Origin of the sequence: Halovibrio salipaludis (assembly GCF_002286965.1) — a bacterium.
Classification (GTDB): Bacteria; Pseudomonadota; Gammaproteobacteria; order Pseudomonadales; family Oleiphilaceae; genus Halospina; species Halospina salipaludis.
Genome location: NZ_NSKD01000001.1, coordinates 566,349 through 583,080 on the forward strand (window position 1 = coordinate 566,349; position 16,732 = coordinate 583,080).

General features: G+C 63.4%; 21 protein-coding genes. 19 read left to right on the forward strand and 2 right to left on the reverse strand.

Annotated elements, in window-relative coordinates:
* The first annotated feature begins 272 nt into the window (after positions 1-272).
* From gshB to CK501_RS16805, 8 genes are read left to right on the forward strand one after another with little or no spacing between them, the layout of a single operon-like run.
* Entirely contained in the window at positions 273-1,232 is a 960-nt protein-coding gene (gene gshB / locus CK501_RS02760) for a glutathione synthase (RefSeq protein ID WP_095616185.1), read from the forward strand.
* A gap of 8 nt (positions 1,233-1,240) precedes the next feature.
* Positions 1,241-2,110 (forward strand): energy transducer TonB, encoded by an 870-nt coding sequence (locus tag CK501_RS02765; protein ID WP_095616186.1) that lies wholly within the window; start codon positions 1,241-1,243, stop codon positions 2,108-2,110.
* A 41-nt stretch (positions 2,111-2,151) separates the two neighbouring features.
* Complete coding sequence (locus CK501_RS02770) at positions 2,152-2,709, forward strand: YqgE/AlgH family protein (RefSeq protein ID WP_198949359.1); 558 nt, start codon at positions 2,152-2,154, stop codon at positions 2,707-2,709.
* Positions 2,702-3,127 carry a Holliday junction resolvase RuvX gene (gene ruvX / locus CK501_RS02775; RefSeq protein ID WP_095616187.1) on the forward strand — a complete coding sequence of 142 codons (426 nt, stop codon included), beginning with the start codon at positions 2,702-2,704 and terminating at the stop codon, positions 3,125-3,127. Before CK501_RS02770 ends, ruvX begins: the two co-directional genes overlap by 8 nt.
* Before the next feature lie 14 nt (positions 3,128-3,141).
* Positions 3,142-3,645, forward strand: coding sequence for a bifunctional pyr operon transcriptional regulator/uracil phosphoribosyltransferase PyrR (pyrR, locus tag CK501_RS02780; protein WP_269844178.1), 504 nt, complete (start codon positions 3,142-3,144; stop codon positions 3,643-3,645).
* Positions 3,638-4,645 (forward strand): aspartate carbamoyltransferase catalytic subunit, encoded by a 1,008-nt coding sequence (locus CK501_RS02785; RefSeq protein WP_095616188.1) that lies wholly within the window; start codon positions 3,638-3,640, stop codon positions 4,643-4,645. Before pyrR ends, CK501_RS02785 begins: the two co-directional genes overlap by 8 nt.
* Complete coding sequence (locus CK501_RS02790; protein WP_095616189.1) at positions 4,642-5,931, forward strand: dihydroorotase; 1,290 nt, start codon at positions 4,642-4,644, stop codon at positions 5,929-5,931. The genes CK501_RS02785 and CK501_RS02790 overlap by 4 nt, the downstream gene beginning before the upstream one ends.
* Positions 5,928-6,098 carry a hypothetical protein gene (locus CK501_RS16805; RefSeq protein ID WP_158223021.1) on the forward strand — a complete coding sequence of 57 codons (171 nt, stop codon included), beginning with the start codon at positions 5,928-5,930 and terminating at the stop codon, positions 6,096-6,098. The genes CK501_RS02790 and CK501_RS16805 overlap by 4 nt, the downstream gene beginning before the upstream one ends.
* An 18-nt stretch (positions 6,099-6,116) precedes the next feature.
* Here the strand turns inward: CK501_RS16805 and CK501_RS02795 are convergent, their stop codons facing one another.
* On the reverse strand, positions 6,117-6,389 hold the full coding sequence (locus CK501_RS02795; RefSeq protein ID WP_077529998.1) for an HU family DNA-binding protein: 273 nt from the start codon (positions 6,387-6,389) through the stop codon (positions 6,117-6,119).
* A 250-nt stretch (positions 6,390-6,639) separates the two neighbouring features.
* On the opposite strand from CK501_RS02795, the gene CK501_RS02800 reads away from it, so the two are divergent.
* Genes CK501_RS02800 through CK501_RS02810 form a run of 3 tightly spaced genes read left to right on the forward strand, consistent with a single transcriptional unit; the run spans position 6,640 to position 10,831 of the window.
* The gene (locus CK501_RS02800) at positions 6,640-7,698 is read left to right on the forward strand and encodes a hypothetical protein (RefSeq protein ID WP_095616190.1); all 1,059 of its coding nucleotides are present in this window, start codon (positions 6,640-6,642) and stop codon (positions 7,696-7,698) included.
* Positions 7,699-7,718: 20 nt separating this feature from the next.
* Positions 7,719-8,741: a putative solute-binding protein gene (locus tag CK501_RS02805; RefSeq protein ID WP_095616191.1), complete on the forward strand. Its 1,023-nt coding sequence runs from the start codon at positions 7,719-7,721 to the stop codon at positions 8,739-8,741.
* A gap of 26 nt (positions 8,742-8,767) precedes the next feature.
* On the forward strand, positions 8,768-10,831 hold the full coding sequence (locus CK501_RS02810) for a TRAP transporter large permease subunit (RefSeq protein WP_095616192.1): 2,064 nt from the start codon (positions 8,768-8,770) through the stop codon (positions 10,829-10,831).
* An 88-nt stretch (positions 10,832-10,919) separates the two neighbouring features.
* On the opposite strand, the gene CK501_RS02815 is transcribed toward CK501_RS02810, so the two are convergent.
* Positions 10,920-12,458 (reverse strand): phosphoenolpyruvate carboxykinase, encoded by a 1,539-nt coding sequence (locus CK501_RS02815; protein ID WP_095616193.1) that lies wholly within the window; start codon positions 12,456-12,458, stop codon positions 10,920-10,922.
* Positions 12,459-13,060: 602 nt separating this feature from the next.
* On the opposite strand from CK501_RS02815, the gene CK501_RS02820 reads away from it, so the two are divergent.
* The 8 genes from CK501_RS02820 (at position 13,061) to CK501_RS02850 (ending at position 16,710) form a co-directional block, all read left to right on the forward strand.
* Entirely contained in the window at positions 13,061-13,303 is a 243-nt protein-coding gene (locus tag CK501_RS02820) for a type II toxin-antitoxin system Phd/YefM family antitoxin (RefSeq protein ID WP_095616194.1), read from the forward strand.
* Positions 13,300-13,563, forward strand: a complete 264-nt coding sequence (locus tag CK501_RS02825; protein WP_095616195.1) for a Txe/YoeB family addiction module toxin — start codon at positions 13,300-13,302, stop codon at positions 13,561-13,563. The genes CK501_RS02820 and CK501_RS02825 overlap by 4 nt, the downstream gene beginning before the upstream one ends.
* A gap of 142 nt (positions 13,564-13,705) precedes the next feature.
* Positions 13,706-13,963 (forward strand): type II toxin-antitoxin system Phd/YefM family antitoxin, encoded by a 258-nt coding sequence (locus tag CK501_RS02830; protein WP_095616196.1) that lies wholly within the window; start codon positions 13,706-13,708, stop codon positions 13,961-13,963.
* Positions 13,951-14,253 (forward strand): type II toxin-antitoxin system RelE/ParE family toxin, encoded by a 303-nt coding sequence (locus CK501_RS02835; protein ID WP_095616197.1) that lies wholly within the window; start codon positions 13,951-13,953, stop codon positions 14,251-14,253. The genes CK501_RS02830 and CK501_RS02835 overlap by 13 nt, the downstream gene beginning before the upstream one ends.
* Positions 14,254-14,330: 77 nt before the next feature.
* Positions 14,331-14,495 carry a hypothetical protein gene (locus tag CK501_RS16810; RefSeq protein ID WP_158223022.1) on the forward strand — a complete coding sequence of 55 codons (165 nt, stop codon included), beginning with the start codon at positions 14,331-14,333 and terminating at the stop codon, positions 14,493-14,495.
* Between the two features lie 69 nt (positions 14,496-14,564).
* Positions 14,565-15,572: an NAD(P)H-dependent flavin oxidoreductase gene (locus CK501_RS02840; protein WP_143421372.1), complete on the forward strand. Its 1,008-nt coding sequence runs from the start codon at positions 14,565-14,567 to the stop codon at positions 15,570-15,572.
* On the forward strand, positions 15,569-16,249 hold the full coding sequence (locus tag CK501_RS02845; protein WP_095616198.1) for an HAD family hydrolase: 681 nt from the start codon (positions 15,569-15,571) through the stop codon (positions 16,247-16,249). The genes CK501_RS02840 and CK501_RS02845 overlap by 4 nt, the downstream gene beginning before the upstream one ends.
* Entirely contained in the window at positions 16,246-16,710 is a 465-nt protein-coding gene (locus CK501_RS02850) for an HIT family protein (protein ID WP_095616199.1), read from the forward strand. Before CK501_RS02845 ends, CK501_RS02850 begins: the two co-directional genes overlap by 4 nt.
* Positions 16,711-16,732 lie beyond the last annotated feature (22 nt).

Consider the following 16,732-nt stretch of genomic DNA (forward strand, 5'->3'; position numbering starts at 1 on the left):
CAGTGCCCGTGCTTCGGCCTCAATATGAGGCGCCGTTTTAACACAGATCCCGTGCATGTTCTATATAGCCCCACTGTTATAGCGGACGATGGCCCGGGCCTCCAGCGGCACCGTGTCACTGATTGTGATCTGTCTCACTATATGGGCGCCATGCAACAGCCTGCAAAGCCAGCTTGCAGAACCGCTGCCCTTTTTCCAGCATAGCAGGTATTCTCTGGCACGCATTTCCGGCACATTGCCGGTCCGTTAATCCGTCTCCGGGAGGCCCCCTGATGAGTGTGACCCTGGGTGTGGTCATGGATCCGATCGAACGGATCAGTTTCAAGAAGGACACCACGCTGGCACTGCTTCTGGCAGCCAGGCGCCGTGGCTGGACGCTGCGCTACATGGAGCTCGACGACCTCTACGTGCGCGATGGTGGGGCCCGGGCCAGGACGCGCGAGCTGGAGGTGTTCGACGATCCGCAGCACTGGCATGAATTCGGTGAGACCCGGGACCAGGATCTCGGCGAGCTGGACGTCATCCTGATGCGCAAGGATCCGCCGGTGGACGACGCCTTCACCATGGCCACCTGGATTCTGGAGATGGCGGAGGGCCAGGGCGCCTTGGTGCTCAACCCGCCGCATACATTACGGGATTGCAACGAGAAGCTGTTCGCGACGCGCTTTCCCCAGTGCATCCCGCCTCTGGTGGTCAGCCAGGATCCGCAGCGGCTGCGCGAGTTCCACGCAGAGCACGGCGACGTCATCATGAAGCCCATGAACGGCATGGGCGGTAAGTCCATCTTCCGGGTACGCCCCGACGATGAGAATCTGAGTGTCATCCTCGAGACCCTGACCGAGGACGGTACGCGGACCGCCATGGCGCAGCGCTACCTCCCGGAGATCCGTGACGGTGACAAGCGCATCCTCATGATCGACGGCGAACCGCTGCCGTATTCGCTGGCGCGCATACCCGGTGCCGGTGAGAGCCGGGGCAACCTGGCCGCCGGCGGGCGCGGTGAAGGCCGCGAACTCACCGACCGGGACCGCTGGATCTGCGAGCAGGTGGGGCCGGCGCTGAAGGCGCGTGGGCTGCTGTTCGTGGGCATCGATGTGATTGGCGACTACCTGACGGAAGTGAATGTGACCAGCCCCACCTGTGTGCGCGAGCTTGACCGGGCCTTTGACGACGACATCGGCGGACGCCTGATGGAGGCTATCGCGACCCGCCTGGACAATCGGGCCGGCTGAGGGCTGTTGTGGCGGAGGTAACGCATACGGATCGCCTGGGGCTGACGCTCTTTGCAGCCCTGGTGTTTCACGGTGTACTGATCCTGGGGGTGGGGTTCGCGCCGGAAGACCCCTCGACCACGGATCACAGCATGGACGTGACCCTGGCCACCCGGCCAAGCGCGGAGGCGCCCGAGGACGCGGACTTCCTGGCGGAGGCGGCCCAGAAGGGCAGTGGCGATGCGGACGCCGTCCAGGAGGTTACGGCCACCGAGCCGGCGCCGCTGTCCGCCCCTGAAACCCGGCAGGCCACGCCGCCGCGGCCCGAACCCCGCCCTGAGAGTGGCGGGGCCACCAGCCGTGTCACCACGCAGGCCGAATCCCGCCGCGAGGTGCCGGAGGACAGCGAGGAGGACCGGGAGGCCCCGGAACGGGACAATCCCCATGAAACCCTCCGGGAACGCAGCCGGGATATCGCCAGCCTGGAGGCCCGGCTCAGCCAGCAGCAGAACCAGTACGCCAAACGCCCCAGGGTGAACCGGGTAACCTCCGTCTCCACCATGCAGGATGCTGGCGCGGCCTATGTGCGGAACTGGCAGCAGACCATTGAGCGCACGGGCAACCTCAACTATCCCGAGGAGGCGCGCCGGCGGGGTCTGCATGGTGAGGTCCGGATGCTGGTTGCCATCAACAAAGACGGCAGTCTGCGCGAGCTGGAGGTCCTGCAGTCCTCGGGGTACGCGGTCCTGGACGACGCGGCCCGGCGCATCGTGCGCCAGGCCAGCCCGTTTGAGGCCTTCAGCGGACGCATGGCCGAAGAACAGGATGTGCTCGAGATCATCCGCACCTGGTCGTTCCAGCCCCGTGGTCTCAGCGGCAGCGCCCCGGATAGGGGATAACCCCTCTTGTACGTGCGCCGCAGGCAAGGAATACTGCGGCCATGAGCACGCAGCCCGAATTCCTGACCAACCAGTTCCTCATCGCCACCCCTTACCTGGCGGATCCGCGCTTCGAGGGGTCGCTCACCTACATCTGTGAGCACAGTGATGAGGGGGCCATGGGCCTGACCATCAACCACCCGCTGGATCTCGACCTGGGGGATCTTCTGTCGCAGCTGTCGATGGAAGGCGAGCCTCCCCATGCGCCCGTCTACCAGGGCGGACCGGTCCAGCCCGAGCGCGGCTTTGTCCTGCACCGGCCAGTGGGGCACTGGCAGAGCTCACTGGCGCTGACCGACACACTGGCGCTGTCTACCTCACGTGACATCCTCAGTGCCATCGCCGTAGGCGAAGGGCCGACAGACTTCCTGATGCTGCTGGGGTATGCCGGCTGGTCGCCGGGGCAGCTGGAGGAAGAACTGGCGGGGGATGCCTGGCTCACCTGCCCGGCGGACGAGACCATCCTGTTCGAGCGTGAACCGGCCCAGCGCCTCAACGCCGCCCTGGAGAAACTGGGCGTCAGTCCCGGCCACCTCAGCGGGGGCGTGGGGCATGCCTGAGAGCCGGAGCCTGATGGCCTTCGATTTCGGCGAGAAGTGGATCGGTGTGGCGGTGGGGCAGGAGATGCTCGGGTACGGTTCCGGCAAGGCGCGGCTGAAGGCGCGGGACGGGATCCCCGACTGGAACCAGGTGGCGGAGCTGGTCGAGGACTGGCAGCCGGACCTGTTCCTGGTGGGGCTGCCCCTGAACATGGACGGCACCGAGACCTGGCTGTGCCACCTGGCCCGCAAGTTCGCACGACGGCTCGAAGGGCGCTATCATCGCCCCGCAACCATGGTGGACGAACGCCTGACCACCCATGAGGCCAAGCAGGAATCGCTGGCACAGGGCCGGGTGCCGGATTACGCGGATGAGGGCGTGGACCGGCGCGCGGCGGAGCTGATCCTCGAGACCTGGTGCGCCTCGGCCAGTGACTGACTACAGGAGCCTCCGTGCAGGATATTGAACAGCTTCTGGACCGGATGACCGACGACCTGCGCGCGCACATCAATGCGCGGGGTCTTTCCAGCCTGTGTCCCGTGGGCATCCGCACCGGCGGTGTCTGGGTCGCGCAGGCGCTGCGCGAACGCCTTGGCATTCAGACCGAATGCGGCGAACTGGACATCACCTTCTACCGGGACGACTTCAGCCGCATCGGGCTCCACCCCCGGGTCAGCCCCTCGCGGCTGCCGTTCGAGACCGAAGGCCAGCACCTGCTGCTGGTGGACGACGTCATCATGAGCGGCCGCACCATCCGCGCCGCCATGAACGAACTCTTCGACTATGGGCGTCCCGAGTCCATTACCCTGGCGGCGCTGGTCGACCTGGGCCGGCGTGAGCTGCCGATCCAGCCCGACGTGACCGGCACCCATGAGACTCTGGGCCCGCGCCAGCGCATCAAGCTCCGCGGGCCGGAGACTCTGGAACTGGCGGTGGAGGAGGTGCCCGATGCCTGAGACCAGCCGCGACCTCCAGCTGACCGCCGACGGCGAGCTGCGCCACTTTCTCGCGATTGAAGGACTGGGCCAGGCCCTGCTCACACGCATCCTGGACACCGCCGACTCCTTCATCGAAGTGGGTGAGCGCACCATCAAGAAGGTACCGCTTCTGCGCGGTCGCACCGTGGTGAATCTCTTTTTCGAGCCCAGTACCCGCACCCGCAGCACTTTCGAACTGGCCGCCAAGCGTCTCTCGGCGGATGTGCTCAACCTGGACATCGGTACTTCCGCGACCTCCAAGGGCGAATCCCTCTCGGACACCCTGCTCAACCTGCGCGCCATGGCCAGCGACATGTTCGTGATGCGCCACTCCCAGAGCGGCGCACCGCATTTCGTGGCCCAGTCCGTGACGCCGGATGTGGCCATCATCAACGCTGGCGACGGGCGCCATGAACACCCCACCCAGGCCATGCTCGATATGCTGACCATCCGCCAGCACATGAAGACCTTCAGCGGCCTGCGGGTGGCCATCGTGGGCGACGTCCAGCACTCGCGGGTGGCGCGCTCCCAGATCCGGGCACTGAATACCCTGGGCGTGGACGAGGTCCGGCTGATCGCGCCGGACACACTGCTGCCCCATGAGCCCGAAGCGCTGGGTGCGCGGGTCTTCCACCGCATGGAGGAGGGGCTGCGCAACGTGGACGTGATCATCATGCTGCGGCTCCAGCACGAGCGCATGGAGGGGGCCCTGCTGCCGAGCGAGAGCGAGTTCTACCGCATGTACGGCCTGACCCGTGAGAAGCTGGCCTATGCCAACCCGGGCGCCCTGGTGATGCACCCGGGGCCGATCAACCGGGGCGTGGAGATTGAATCCGCCGTCGCGGACGGCCCCCAGTCCGTGATCCTGGGGCAGGTAACCAACGGCATCGCCGTACGCATGGCCGTGATGTCCATGTCCATGGGCGGCCAGCTCAATGAACGCCAGTCTGGAACCGGAGAGGGAGTGGCTTCAACGTGAAATGGCGCGTCGATAATGTTCATCCGGTCATTGATGGCGAGCCGGCGGCGGAGGCCACCTCGGTACTGGTGGTCGATGGCCGCATCACTGCACTCGGGGCGGATCTATCGGGCGAACGGGTGGAACGTGAGGTGGATGGGGCCGGCCAGTGGCTGCTGCCGGGGCTGATCGACCTCAACTGCCACCTGCCGGAGCCGGGCAGCGACCGTGGCGGCAGCATCGAGAGTGAAACCCGTGCCGCTGCCCGTGGCGGCTTCACCACCGTCTGCACCACGCCGGATACCAGCCCGGTCAACGATTCCGGCGCTGTGACCCACCTGATCCGGGACGTGGCCGCGCGCAACGGGCATACGCGGGTTCTGCCGGTGGGAGCGCTGACCCGGGGCCTGGAAGGCGAGCGGTTGAGCGACATGGTCGGGCTGACCCGGGCCGGCTGCGTGGCGCTGGGTAATGGCGGGCACGCCACCGCCAGCTCACGGGTGCTGCGGCGCTGCATGGCCTATGCCCATACCTTTGACATCCGGCTGTTCCTGCAGCCGGAGAACGCCTCGCTGGCCTCGGATGGCTGTGCCCATGATGGCCTTGTGGCCGCCCGCCTGGGGCTGCCGGGCATCCCCGAGGTGGCGGAGACCACCGCCGTGAATGAGCTGCTGATGCTGGCGGAGGAGACCGGGGCGAACCTGCATCTCGGGCCGCTCAGCTGTGCCCGCTCGGTGGCACTGGTGCGCGCCGCCAAGGAGGCCGGGCACAGTGTCACCGCCGAGGTGGGCATCGCCCACCTGGTGGCGACGGAGGCGGCCATTGAGGGTTACAACGGCACATTCCACAGCCGTCCGCCGCTGCGGACGGAGGCGGACCGGCGTGCGCTGCTCGAGGGCGTGGAAAGTGGCGTGATTGACGCCATCGTCAGCCAGCACCGTCCTTCGGACAAAGCCGCCAAACTCGCCCCCTTCCCGGAGACACAGCCCGGGCTCTCCACGGTGGAATCCACGCTCTCGCTGGGACTGGAGCGGGTGGCTGCCGGGGAACTCTCCCGCGGCGCCCTGCTGCGGTCGCTGACCAGTGGGCCGGCGCGGGTGCTGGGCCTGGAGGCGCCGGCCATTGCCGAGGATGCCGTTGCGGACCTGACCCTGGTGGCGCCGGAGCAGCACTGGACGCCGGCCGTCCGGAGTCTGTATTCCGCCGGCCCGCATCTGCCGGTCATGGAGCGGGAACTGCCCGGGGTGGTCATGCTGACCGCCGTGGATGGTCGCATCCGGCACGAGCATGGAGGGGACGGATCATGAGCTGGGTCGCAACACTGTTGCTTGCCGTTACCGTCTGGCTGCTGTGGCGGATTGCCCGTAATACCGGGGATGCGCTGGATCGCCAGGCTGCGATGCAGACGGAGCTGACGTCCATTGAGCGGCGGCTGGCACGGCTTGAGGCGGGGAAGGAGGAGAACCCCGGGTGAGACCCCGGGGTCCGCGTCTTACTTGATGGCCTCGCGCAGAGGCTTGCCCGCCTTGAAGCCCACCGACTTGCTCGCCGGAATCTGGATGGAAGCGCCCGTCTGCGGGTTGCGCCCGGTGCGCGCGCTGCGCTCTCGCACGTTGAAGCTGCCAAAGCCCGGCAGGGTCACGCCTTCGTTCTTCGCCAGGGCCGCACTGATCTGATCCGTGAAGGCATTCAGGACTTCCTGGGCCTTGCTTTTTGATAGGCCCGTTTCCTCGGCAACGGCTGCTGCCAGTTCCGGTTTGCGCATAGCTGGTTCTCCTTTGGATGGTCGCGGTCGACACTGTTCAGGTATAGCCCACCAGTCTCCACTGTCAAACCCCGTAATGAATCCGCTCCCCGCATCAGGCAGCCGCATCCCAGGCTTTGTGGTACTCATCTCACAAATTGGCCGAAGGGTCGCACATAATGCCGCCCTGGATTTGACACGCTTTCAGGGGGCGGCGAGGATTCGCTGCACACAACGGAACAACAACCACAACAAAGGTTGAGGACCAACCATGACCGTAATCCTCTCTGCCGTGGCCCGGCCCCGGTTCTGGGGGCGGGCCATTGTGCTTCTGGTACTGGTGGCCATGCTCGGCGGCTGCTCCATGATCCGCCATCACATGTACGCCACCAGCGGCAGCGTGATGAAGGGGCTTTCGAAGGAGCACACCACCCCCTACGTGCTGCAGCAGTCCGATGTGGGCATGTCCTGTGCCATGAGCGAGGCGACCACGCCGCTGATGATGTCCTTCGGGCGCGTGACGGATGATCCCAACCAGCTCGGCATCATGATGCACCTCTCCGCCGCCGGCTGCTCCGAAGCCCGGGCCCGCGAGCTTGACCTCGAGTACGAGCGCCTGATGCGCGATCGCGATCCGGATGCTGCACAGGATGCCCGCTATGCCGCAAGCCGCCACTATCGTGAAGCCGCAATGCGTTTTCACGAGGCCTGGAAGAACATGAATGAACACTACGGCCGGGTGGGCAATGGCGAATGCCCCACGGAGCGGCTGGAAACGGAAACCGACCAGTTCATGTTCCTCGCCGGGCTGGTCTCCGGCCTGCAGGCCATGCACACCCAGGTGCGTGCCGGGGAACAGCTGGGCATTCCCAACAATATCGGCTCGCGGGTAGCCCGTGCCTCCGAGTGCCTGGATGACGACCGCTGGTGGGGGGCACCGGGCGCTATGCAGGCGGCCGTCTGGGCCATGCTGCCCTCTGCCGCACCGGAAGATGCAGAACCGTTCAAACAGCTGAGGGAAGCCAGCCGGAAGGGTGAGGAAGCCGGTGTGCGGCTGGCCCATGTTTTCCATGCCGTGGCCGCCGAGAACGCGGACGACCAGGCCGTGGTGCGGGACGTCATCCGTCGCCATGCCGAGGCCAAAGACGCCAAACCCGCCGCCGAGGACTGGGTCATGATCGATGAAACGGCCACGCGGCACATCCAGGCCCTGTCGGACCGGCTCTGGACCCGGGCTGAAGGCCACCGTACCCCCACGGGGCGGTTGGGCGAGTTCTGGGATGACCCGGAACCCGAATCCGAGACCATTGACCTGAATGAACTGATGTAACGGGCGCCGGAGGAATGGACATGAAGACCCTGAAACGCACACTGATAAGCGCGCTGGCCGCCCTGACCCTTGGAACCGCGGCCAATGCCACGGCCCAGGAAGAAGAGGTGATCAAGCGCAGTTTCTGCGTGTTCGACCCCGTGGGCGCCAACGGCCCACTGTTCGAGCTGATGCAGTCAGCCCGCCCCATGGCGCTGAAGCGCGGTGTGGAGCTGGACATGCGCGCCTACACCAGCGAGAAGATCGCCGCCGAGGAATTCCGCAATGGTCAGTGCGACTCGGTGCTGCTGACCGGCACCATGGCCCGGGACTTCAACCGCTTCACCGGCTCGCTGGAGGCCATGGGCGCCATCCCCGGCGAGGAAGAGATGCGCATGCTGATGCAGGTGCTCAGCCAGGACAACGCGCGCCAGTACCTCCAGACCGAGAAGTATGAGGTGGTCGGCGTGCTGCCGGCGGGTGCGGTCTATCTCTTCCTGGATGACCGCTCGATCGACACCGTGGAGGATCTCCAGGGCAAGCGCATCGCCACCCTGGACCACGACAAGGCCTCCATCACCATGGTCCGGCACGTGGGAGCCTCCGTGGTGGGCTCCAGTACCTCCAACTTTTCCGGGCGCTTCAACAACGGCAGCGTGGACGCGGCCTACGCTCCCGCTGTGGCCTATGAGCCGCTGGAGCTCTACAAGGGCCTGGGCGAGGACGGCGCCATCCTTGACTACACCCTGGCGCAGATGAACTTCCAGATCATTGTGCGGCGCGATCGTTTTCCGGATGAGTACGTGAACCAGGTTCGCGACTACGCCTTCAGCCGCGTGGATCAGGCGTACGGGATCATCGAGGATGCCGAATCCAAGGTGAAGGAAAAGTACTGGATGCGGCCCACGGAACAGGAGCGCCAGGAATACAACGCGATGCTGCGCGAGGTGCGCCAGCAGCTGCGCGAGGAAGGCGAGTTCGACGAGACGGCCCTGAAGCTGATGCGCGGCATCCGCTGCCGGGTGGATCCCTCACGTGCGGAATGCGCCCGCGCTGAGGGCTGAAGCCACCATCTGACCAGGGTTGTTGTATGGGTCTGCCACGCCGTACCGGCATCGAATGGTTCTCCTCGCTGCCGGCCTGCCTGATTCTGCTGCTGTTCGTGTTCTTCGCCACGACCACGGACTTCCACAACAAGGCGCTCCAGCTCGGGGAGTACTTCTGGTCCGGCTACTACCAGCTGCGGGAGGACCCGGAGCGCCCGGACTGCAATCCCATGGTGGACATCGAGTCCGAAGTGGATCGCGTGGCAGAGCGCCGGATGGACGACGAGATCGCGGGCCTGCTCGGGGAGTCCGAGGTGGATCGCAAGGCCGTCCGCCGATCGGTGATCGCGGCCCAGCGGGCCTGTGAAGCGGCGCATCTCCAGTACCAGGCCACGAAGGAGCGGATCACGACCCCGGTGCGCCTGTACCGCAGCATGGAACAGGGCCTGGCGGAGCTGACGGCGGTCGGGCTCAACTGGCAGCGGCCGCTGCTGATCCTGCTGGTCGCCATCTGCGCGGCCACGGCCACCCTGGGCCGGCACCAGATCGCCATCCGGGGCATCGAGACCCGTACGGACTACCGGGTCTCCTACAGTGCCCAGACCATCGCCAACCTGATGCTGCTGGCCTCCAGCTGGATCTACCGCAACCACGTGCATCAGGCCATGGATGTGGTGCCGCCGGCGCGGGACATGCTCAACCTGCTCTGGGTGCTGTGTTTTGCGGTGCTGAGTGCGGCGAGTGTCTACCGGCTTCTGCGCGAACCGACGGACCTGCGCACCGGTGGCAGCATCCCGCAGGCGTTGACCACCATTCCGCTGTATTCGGTGATGTGTTTCATCTCCGGGGCCTACTTCCTGAGTTTCGGCTACATGCAGGGCATCGGTGTCTACCTGGGCGCACTGATGGAGCACGCTGAGATCTTCGTGAACGTGGCGCTCTACGTCTGGGCGGGTATGATGCTCAAGCAGACACGGGTGGCTACCCTGGTGTTCGACGTTTTCCGGCCCCTGCGCATGCCGCCGGAGCTGCTGGCGACTGTGGCCGTTGTGGTTGCCGCCATCCCAACCGCCTATACCGGTGCCTCCGGTATCTTCGTGATCGCCGCCGGTGCCGTGATCTACCACGAACTGCGTTCCGCTGGTGCCCGCCGTCAGCTGGCCCTGGCCGCCACCGCAATGTCCGGCTCCATGGGCGTTGTGCTGCGGCCCTGCCTGCTGGTTGTGGTCATCGCGATGCTCAACCGCGAAGTCACAACGGATGAACTCTTCAGCTGGGGGGCAATTGTCTTCGCGCTCTCAGCGGTGCTGTTCTTCCTGGTGACCATGCTGGTCAACCGCCAGAGCGAGATGAGGCTGGCGCCCATGGGTGAGGCCATCCCGGAGATGCTCCAGGCCCTGCGGCCGCTGATTCCCTATGCGCTGGTGGTCGCCGCGGTGGTTCTGGCCTACAGCTGGGGGCTGGGCGTGGGCCTGGATGAATTCTCCGCGCCACGGATCCTGCCCGTGATGCTGCTCAGTATCCTGGTGTTCGAGGCCATCCGCTTCCGAGGCCGGGCCCTACCGCAGACCGCCGGCGGCCAGGCGCACAGCGGTTTCGAACCAAGCCTGCGCCATGCCACCAGTGATACCACCGCCGAGATCGGGGCACTGCTGCTGCTGTTCGGGCTTTCCATCAGCCTGGGCGGCGTGATTGAGCGTGCCGAACTCATGGGGCTGTTCCCGGACAGCGTGGCGAGCCCGTGGCTGGCCATGGGCCTGATGGTGTTGCTGCTCGTGGGGCTGGGCATGATCATGGATGCTTTCGGCGCCGTCATCCTGGTGAGCGCCACTGTGGCGAGTTTCGCCTACCAGAGCGGAATCGACCCGGTGCACTTCTGGATGGTGACGCTGGTGGCGTTTGAGCTGGGCTACCTCACGCCGCCCGTTTCCCTCAACCACCTGTTGACACGGCAGGTGGTGGGCGACGAGGAGGTGCGCCTGGCGCGCACGGAGGCCAGTGGTGGCAGTTTCTACCAGCGTCATGAGCGCATCGTCATGCCCATGGTGGTCATGGGGACAGCGCTGGTGCTGGTGGCGTTCGTGCCCCTGCTTCTCTACGCCCTGTGACAGGTTCGCCTGAATGAAAAAGGCCCCGGCGTGATCAACACGACCGGGGCCTTTCTGTTTGAGCGCCCGACAGGGCGCGGAACCGGGCTTACTGGCGCAGCTTCGGGCCGGCGTTGACGATCGAATCCGGCACGTCGAACTTGCTGAAGTTCTCAACGAACTGGCTGATCAGCTCCTGGGCCTTTTTGTCGTACTCGGCCGGGTCATCCCAGGTGTTGCGCGGGTTGAGCAGCTTGGTCTCAACGCCCGGTACCGACGTCGGCACGTCCAGGTTCAGGTCTTCCAGATGCTCGGTCTCGACGTCGTCCAGCTCACCATCCTGGATGCCATTGATGATGGCCCGCGTGGTGGGAATGGAGAAGCGCTTGCCCACACCGTAGGGACCGCCGGTCCAGCCGGTGTTCACCAGGAATACCTTGCTGTCGAACGCGTCCATCCGCTTCATCAGCAGCTCGGCGTAGACGCCGGCCGGGCGCGGGAAGAAGGGCGCTCCGAAGCAGGTGGAGAAGGTGGACTTCAGCCCTTCGCCGGACCCCATTTCCGTGGAGCCCACCAGTGCGGTGTAGCCACTGAGGAAGTGGTAGGCCGCGGACTCGCGCGAAAGGATGGACACGGGCGGCAGCACGCCGGTCATGTCGCAGGTCAGGAAGATGATGTGCTTGGGCTCGCCGGCACGGTTCTCCACCACCCGTTTTTCAACATGATCCAGCGGGTAGGCGCAGCGGCCGTTCTCGGTGAGAGAAGTGTCCGTGTAGTCCGGCTCACGGGTCGCCTCATCCACCACCACGTTCTCGACCAGGGCACCGAACTTGATGGCGTCCCAGATGATGGGCTCGTTCTTGCGCGAGAGATCGATGGTCTTGGCGTAGCAGCCACCCTCCAGGTTGAAGACGGTGCCTTCACCCCAGCCGTGCTCGTCGTCACCGATCAGGTGGCGGCTCTGGTCGGCGGAGAGGGTGGTCTTGCCGGTACCGGAAAGACCGAAGAACAGGCAGACGTCGCCGTCATCGCCCACGTTGGCAGAGCAGTGCATGGGCAGCACGTCATGGTCCGGCAGCAGGAAGTTCTGCACCGAGAACATGGCCTTCTTCATCTCGCCGGCGTAGTGCATGCCCGCGATCAGCACGCGCTTGCGCGCGAAGTTGATGATGACCGTGGCGTTACTGTTGGTGCCGTCGCGCTCGGGTACGCACTCGAAGTTCGCCGCGTTCAGGATTTCCCATTCCGGGTTGTCGATGGGGTTGTACTGATCAGGGCGGATGAAGAGGTTCAGGCCGAACAGATTCTGCCAGGCCGTCTCGGTGGTCATCTTCACCGGCAGGTAGTAGTTCGGGTCCGAGCCCACGTGCACGTGCGAGGTGAAGTGCTCATGCTCACCCAGGTATGTCTTCACACGCTCCCAGAGCGCATCGAACCTGTCCGCGTCGAAGGGGTGATTGATCTTGCCCCAGTCGATCTGGTTAACGGTGCTGGGCTCTTCAACAATGAAGCGGTCCACCGGGGAGCGACCGGTGCGTTCGCCGGTGGTCACCACCAGTGAGCCATTGGAGGCGAGTTTGCCCTCATTCCTTTCCAGCGCCAGCTCAACAAGCCGGGCCGGGCACAGATCCGTGTAGGTTTTACTCACGATGACCTCACTTTCAGATGTTTCAAATCGGTTGCGGCGCGCGGCTGCCGGGATGAAAGGGCAGCGCGGCGGCCCGGGGGTGCGGATGGTTGTTCGGGGCGCACCCCTCTAAGCGGTAGCACCCCGCCACGCTTGCGGCGTGCCGGGGCGCGGGAAAGCATTCCTGTCGTCTACAGGCGCGACAGTATGCCAGAAGGTTTCGGTAATTACGACCATTGGGGCGGCTGTGGGGTGGTGTCGATCAGGTTTAGCGGGGCTTTACCGGGGCATGTGACCGGCCCGGGTTGCAGGGCGAGTGGCTGCTCACAGAAATGAGAGGAGGGACTTTTTTCCGTCCGAGGGAGGGGCTACCTTTGGGAGCATATGGGAGCGCTAAGGGTGAAGTCGTGCGATTCCGGAAGCGTAGAGGGCAGGCGGCTACGAGGTTGAATCGGCGGCTTTTATTGGGGGTGCAGCCGTGCCTGGCCTGAAGTTATTGACCTGGCAACGATATTGGATATCGGTGCCGGCACACTAATCTCTGTTATGCAGGACGTTCGTCTTGACGTACGTACCCAAAGGCGTACACTTGGTGGAAATTTGAACAACGCAAGAGGTGCGTCATGACCGGAATCACAGCAACTGAGGCGCGCAGCAACCTTTATCGGTTGATTGACGAGACTGCCGAGTCCCACCAACCAATCGTCATCACGGGTAAGCGGAACAAAGCCGTCCTGGTTTCCGAAGAAGACTGGTCTGCAATTCAGGAAACACTTTACCTTCTCTCCGTACCGGGTATGAGGGAGTCTATTCGTGAGGGGATGGATACCCCCGTGGATGAATGCGATGAGGAGCTGGACTGGTGACATGGAAGTTGGTTTACACCAAGCAGGCCCAGAAAGATGCAAAGAAACTAGCCTCCAGCGGCCTCAAACCAAAAGCCCAGGAATTGTTGGCGCTGATTTCAGAGGACCCTTACCGCAAGCCGCCTCCGTTCGAGAAACTCATTGGGGATCTCGCGGGGGCCTATTCGCGCCGCATCAATATTCAGCATCGTCTGGTCTACCAAGTACTGGAAGAGGAGCGGGTGGTGAAAGTTCTGAGGCTCTGGAGCCACTACGAATAATGCATAATCAGCCGCTGTTGCCGGACAATTTCTCCACCGCTGCGCGGCTCCGAAATTGCCGCAAAGCTCCGCGTTAGCAGTGATTGCCTCACATGAAAAGTGATACTATAGTATCATTATTGGTCTGATTCAGGGTGAGCCCATGAAAGTTGAGCTTGTTACAAACCTCAAGCGCCAAGCCACAAAGATTCTGGCAGATCTGCATCTGTCCAAAGAGCCGATACTGATCACGGAACATGGTCAGCCATCCGCATACCTTGTTGATGTGCAGGATTACGAGTTTATGCAGCGGCGACTTGAGCTGCTTGAGGGGCTCTCACGGGGAGAGCGTGCTGTACTTGAGGGAAAAACGTACAGCCAAAGTGAGGCCAGGGAGAACATGAGTAAATGGCTGAAGTAGTCCGGACGGAGCCCGCCCTTCAGGAACTGGATGCCATCGCTGAGTACATTGCTCTGGATAATCCTGCAGCCGCAAGTGATCTGGTTCAGGAAGTTTTCGATAAGACCGACCGCTTGGCAGATTTTCCCCAATCCGGACGTATTCCGCCAGAGCTCCCTAATTCGGTATACAGGGAGTTAGTGGTTACACCGTGCCGCATTTTTTATCGTGAGGATGAGCAACGGGTTCTCGTGCTCTATGTCATGCGAGAGGAGCGGCAGCTTCGTGCCTACATGCTTGGTCACAGCTAACCAGACGCGTTACTCGGATGTGGACTTCCCTCACTTTACTGGACACGCATCGATAACTCCGACGCAGGAGAAAACCGATGCCCGAGATGATCACGGGGAAGAAGACACAACGCTACAGCACTGAGTTCAAGGTCAAGGCGGTGGAGTGGAGTCACCAGGCCCAGCGAAGCGTTCAGGGAGTGGCCATGGTTAAGTCGCTAATGGGGGGGCATTGGTTCGAAGTTAACCGGCAGAATTTGTAATGGCGGCCCTTGCAGTGGTCCCGCTCTGGCAGAATACCGTGGTCGCCGCACGATTGGCTGAATCCACTGATGACTGATATGACCATGAATGAACAGCCTCTCGAAACACCGCTTACGCGCCTTCTGGGCATCCGCCACCCGGTCCTGTCCGCGCCGATGGCCTGGGTCGCCGGTGGGCACCTTGCTTCGGCCGTCTCGCAAGCCGGTGGATTGGGCCTGATCGGGGGTGGTTACGGTGATGCGGAATGGCTCGAACACGAGCTGGCCAAGGCGGGTGACAGCCCGGTTGGCGTGGGCTTCATTACCTGGAGCGCGCAGCAGAAGCCTGAACTCCTTGATCAGGTGCTGGCGCATCAGCCCCGGGCCATGATGCTGTCGTTCGGGGAGCTGGCCGGTTTTGCGCCGCGCATCCGGGAAGCCGGTTGCTGCCTGCTGGCCCAGGTCCAGACCGTCGAACAGGCAAGGAAGGCCGTGGACGAAGGGGCGGACGTTATTGTCGCCCAGGGCACCGAGGCCGGTGGGCATGGCGCGAATCGGGCTACGCTTCCTCTGGTTCCGGCCGTGGTGGATGCTGTTGGCTCCGTCCCCGTGGTTGCGGCCGGCGGTATCGCGGACGGGCGGGGAGCTGCCGCTGCCATGATGCTCGGGGCAAGCGGTGTCCTGATGGGGAGTCGCTTCTACGCCACCGAGGAGTCCCTGGCGCATCCAACTGCCAAGACGGGGGCAGCGAACGCCCACGGTGACGACACGGTTCGCAGCTCGGTGTTCGATCGGCTCCGGGGTTACGGTTGGCCGGAGCCTTACACCCTGCGCAGTCTGCGCAACCGCATGACCGACCAATGGCATGGCCATCTGCCGGATCTGGAGGAAAACCTTGCCGATGAGCGCGAACGGTTCCAGTCCGCGATCAGGGAGGGGGATTTCAGTCTCGCTCCGCTGATCGTGGGTGAGGCGGTGGACCTGATTGACCGCGTGCAGTCTGCGCGGGACGTGGTTGAGGGTGTGGTTGCTGAAACAGCCGCGTTGCTTGGGCAGGGAGCGCCCAATGTCTCACTGCGTTCCGGGCACCAGGAATGATCATTCTGGATATCGACGGAACCCTGATCGACCATGTCTCAGCAGAGGAACGGGCTGCCCAGCAATTCGGTAATGTCTATGCGGATGTGATCCCGAGATACTCGGCGGCTACATTTCCTGAGGTCTGGCGGGAGGCTTCGGAAAAACACATGGCTGAGTTCCTGGCCGGTGAGATCAGATTTGCCGAGCAAAGGGCACGACGGGTCCGGACGGTGCTTGGTGACCCCTCACTCTCAGATCACGATGTGGACGAGATCTTCAACCGGTATCTGGCCTTCTACGAGGAGGCGTGGGAATTGTTCCCGGACGTGTTGGCGTTTCTTGAACATTGGTCACCAAATGAATATTTCGTAGCTCTTTCGGATGGTTCTCAGGCCCAACAGGAGCGAAAGCTGGAGAAAACCGGTATCCGGCACTTCTTCCAGGCGGTGGTCACGGCGGAAACGGTTGGTGTCGGCAAACCGGATGCCCGTCTCTTCAACTCGGCGTGTGATCAGGTCGGAGTGTCTCCTTCGGAAGCTTGCTATATCGGTGACCGTTTGGATAAGGACGCACGCGGTGCTCAGTCAGCAGGCGTTCGTGGTATCTGGCTGAACCGGCAGAAAGCAAGGCCGGTGAACGATGTGGAGATGATCCATTCGTTATCCGAAACCCTGGAAAATCGGGGGTTGTTTTGACCTGTCCATTCTGCGAGATCGCAGCGGGCAAAGCCCCGTGCCACAAGATATGGGAAGACGCGGACCATTTGGCCTTCCTCTCGATTTTCCCAAATACGCCGGGCTTTTCCGTGGTCATTCCCAAGCGTCATGTGTCGAGTTACCTGTTCAGCCAGCAGGACGACGTCATTTCCGCATTGGTCCTGGCCTCGAAACGGGTGGGGCTTCTGTTGGATGAAGCTCTGGATGGGGTAGCGCGAACGGGCCTGATCTTCGAGGGGTATGGCGTTGACCACCTGCACGCAAAGCTGTTTCCCATGCATGGAACGGGCGATTCTGCTGGGTTTAAACCTATCGAATCCAACGTGGACAAGTACTTTGAACGCTACGAGGGTTATATCTCCTCGCATGATTACCAGAGAGCCGATGACAGGGCCCTGGAGAAACTGGCAGCAAGGATCAGGACACATCACCGCGGATAACAGGCTCTGATCACTGAGATCA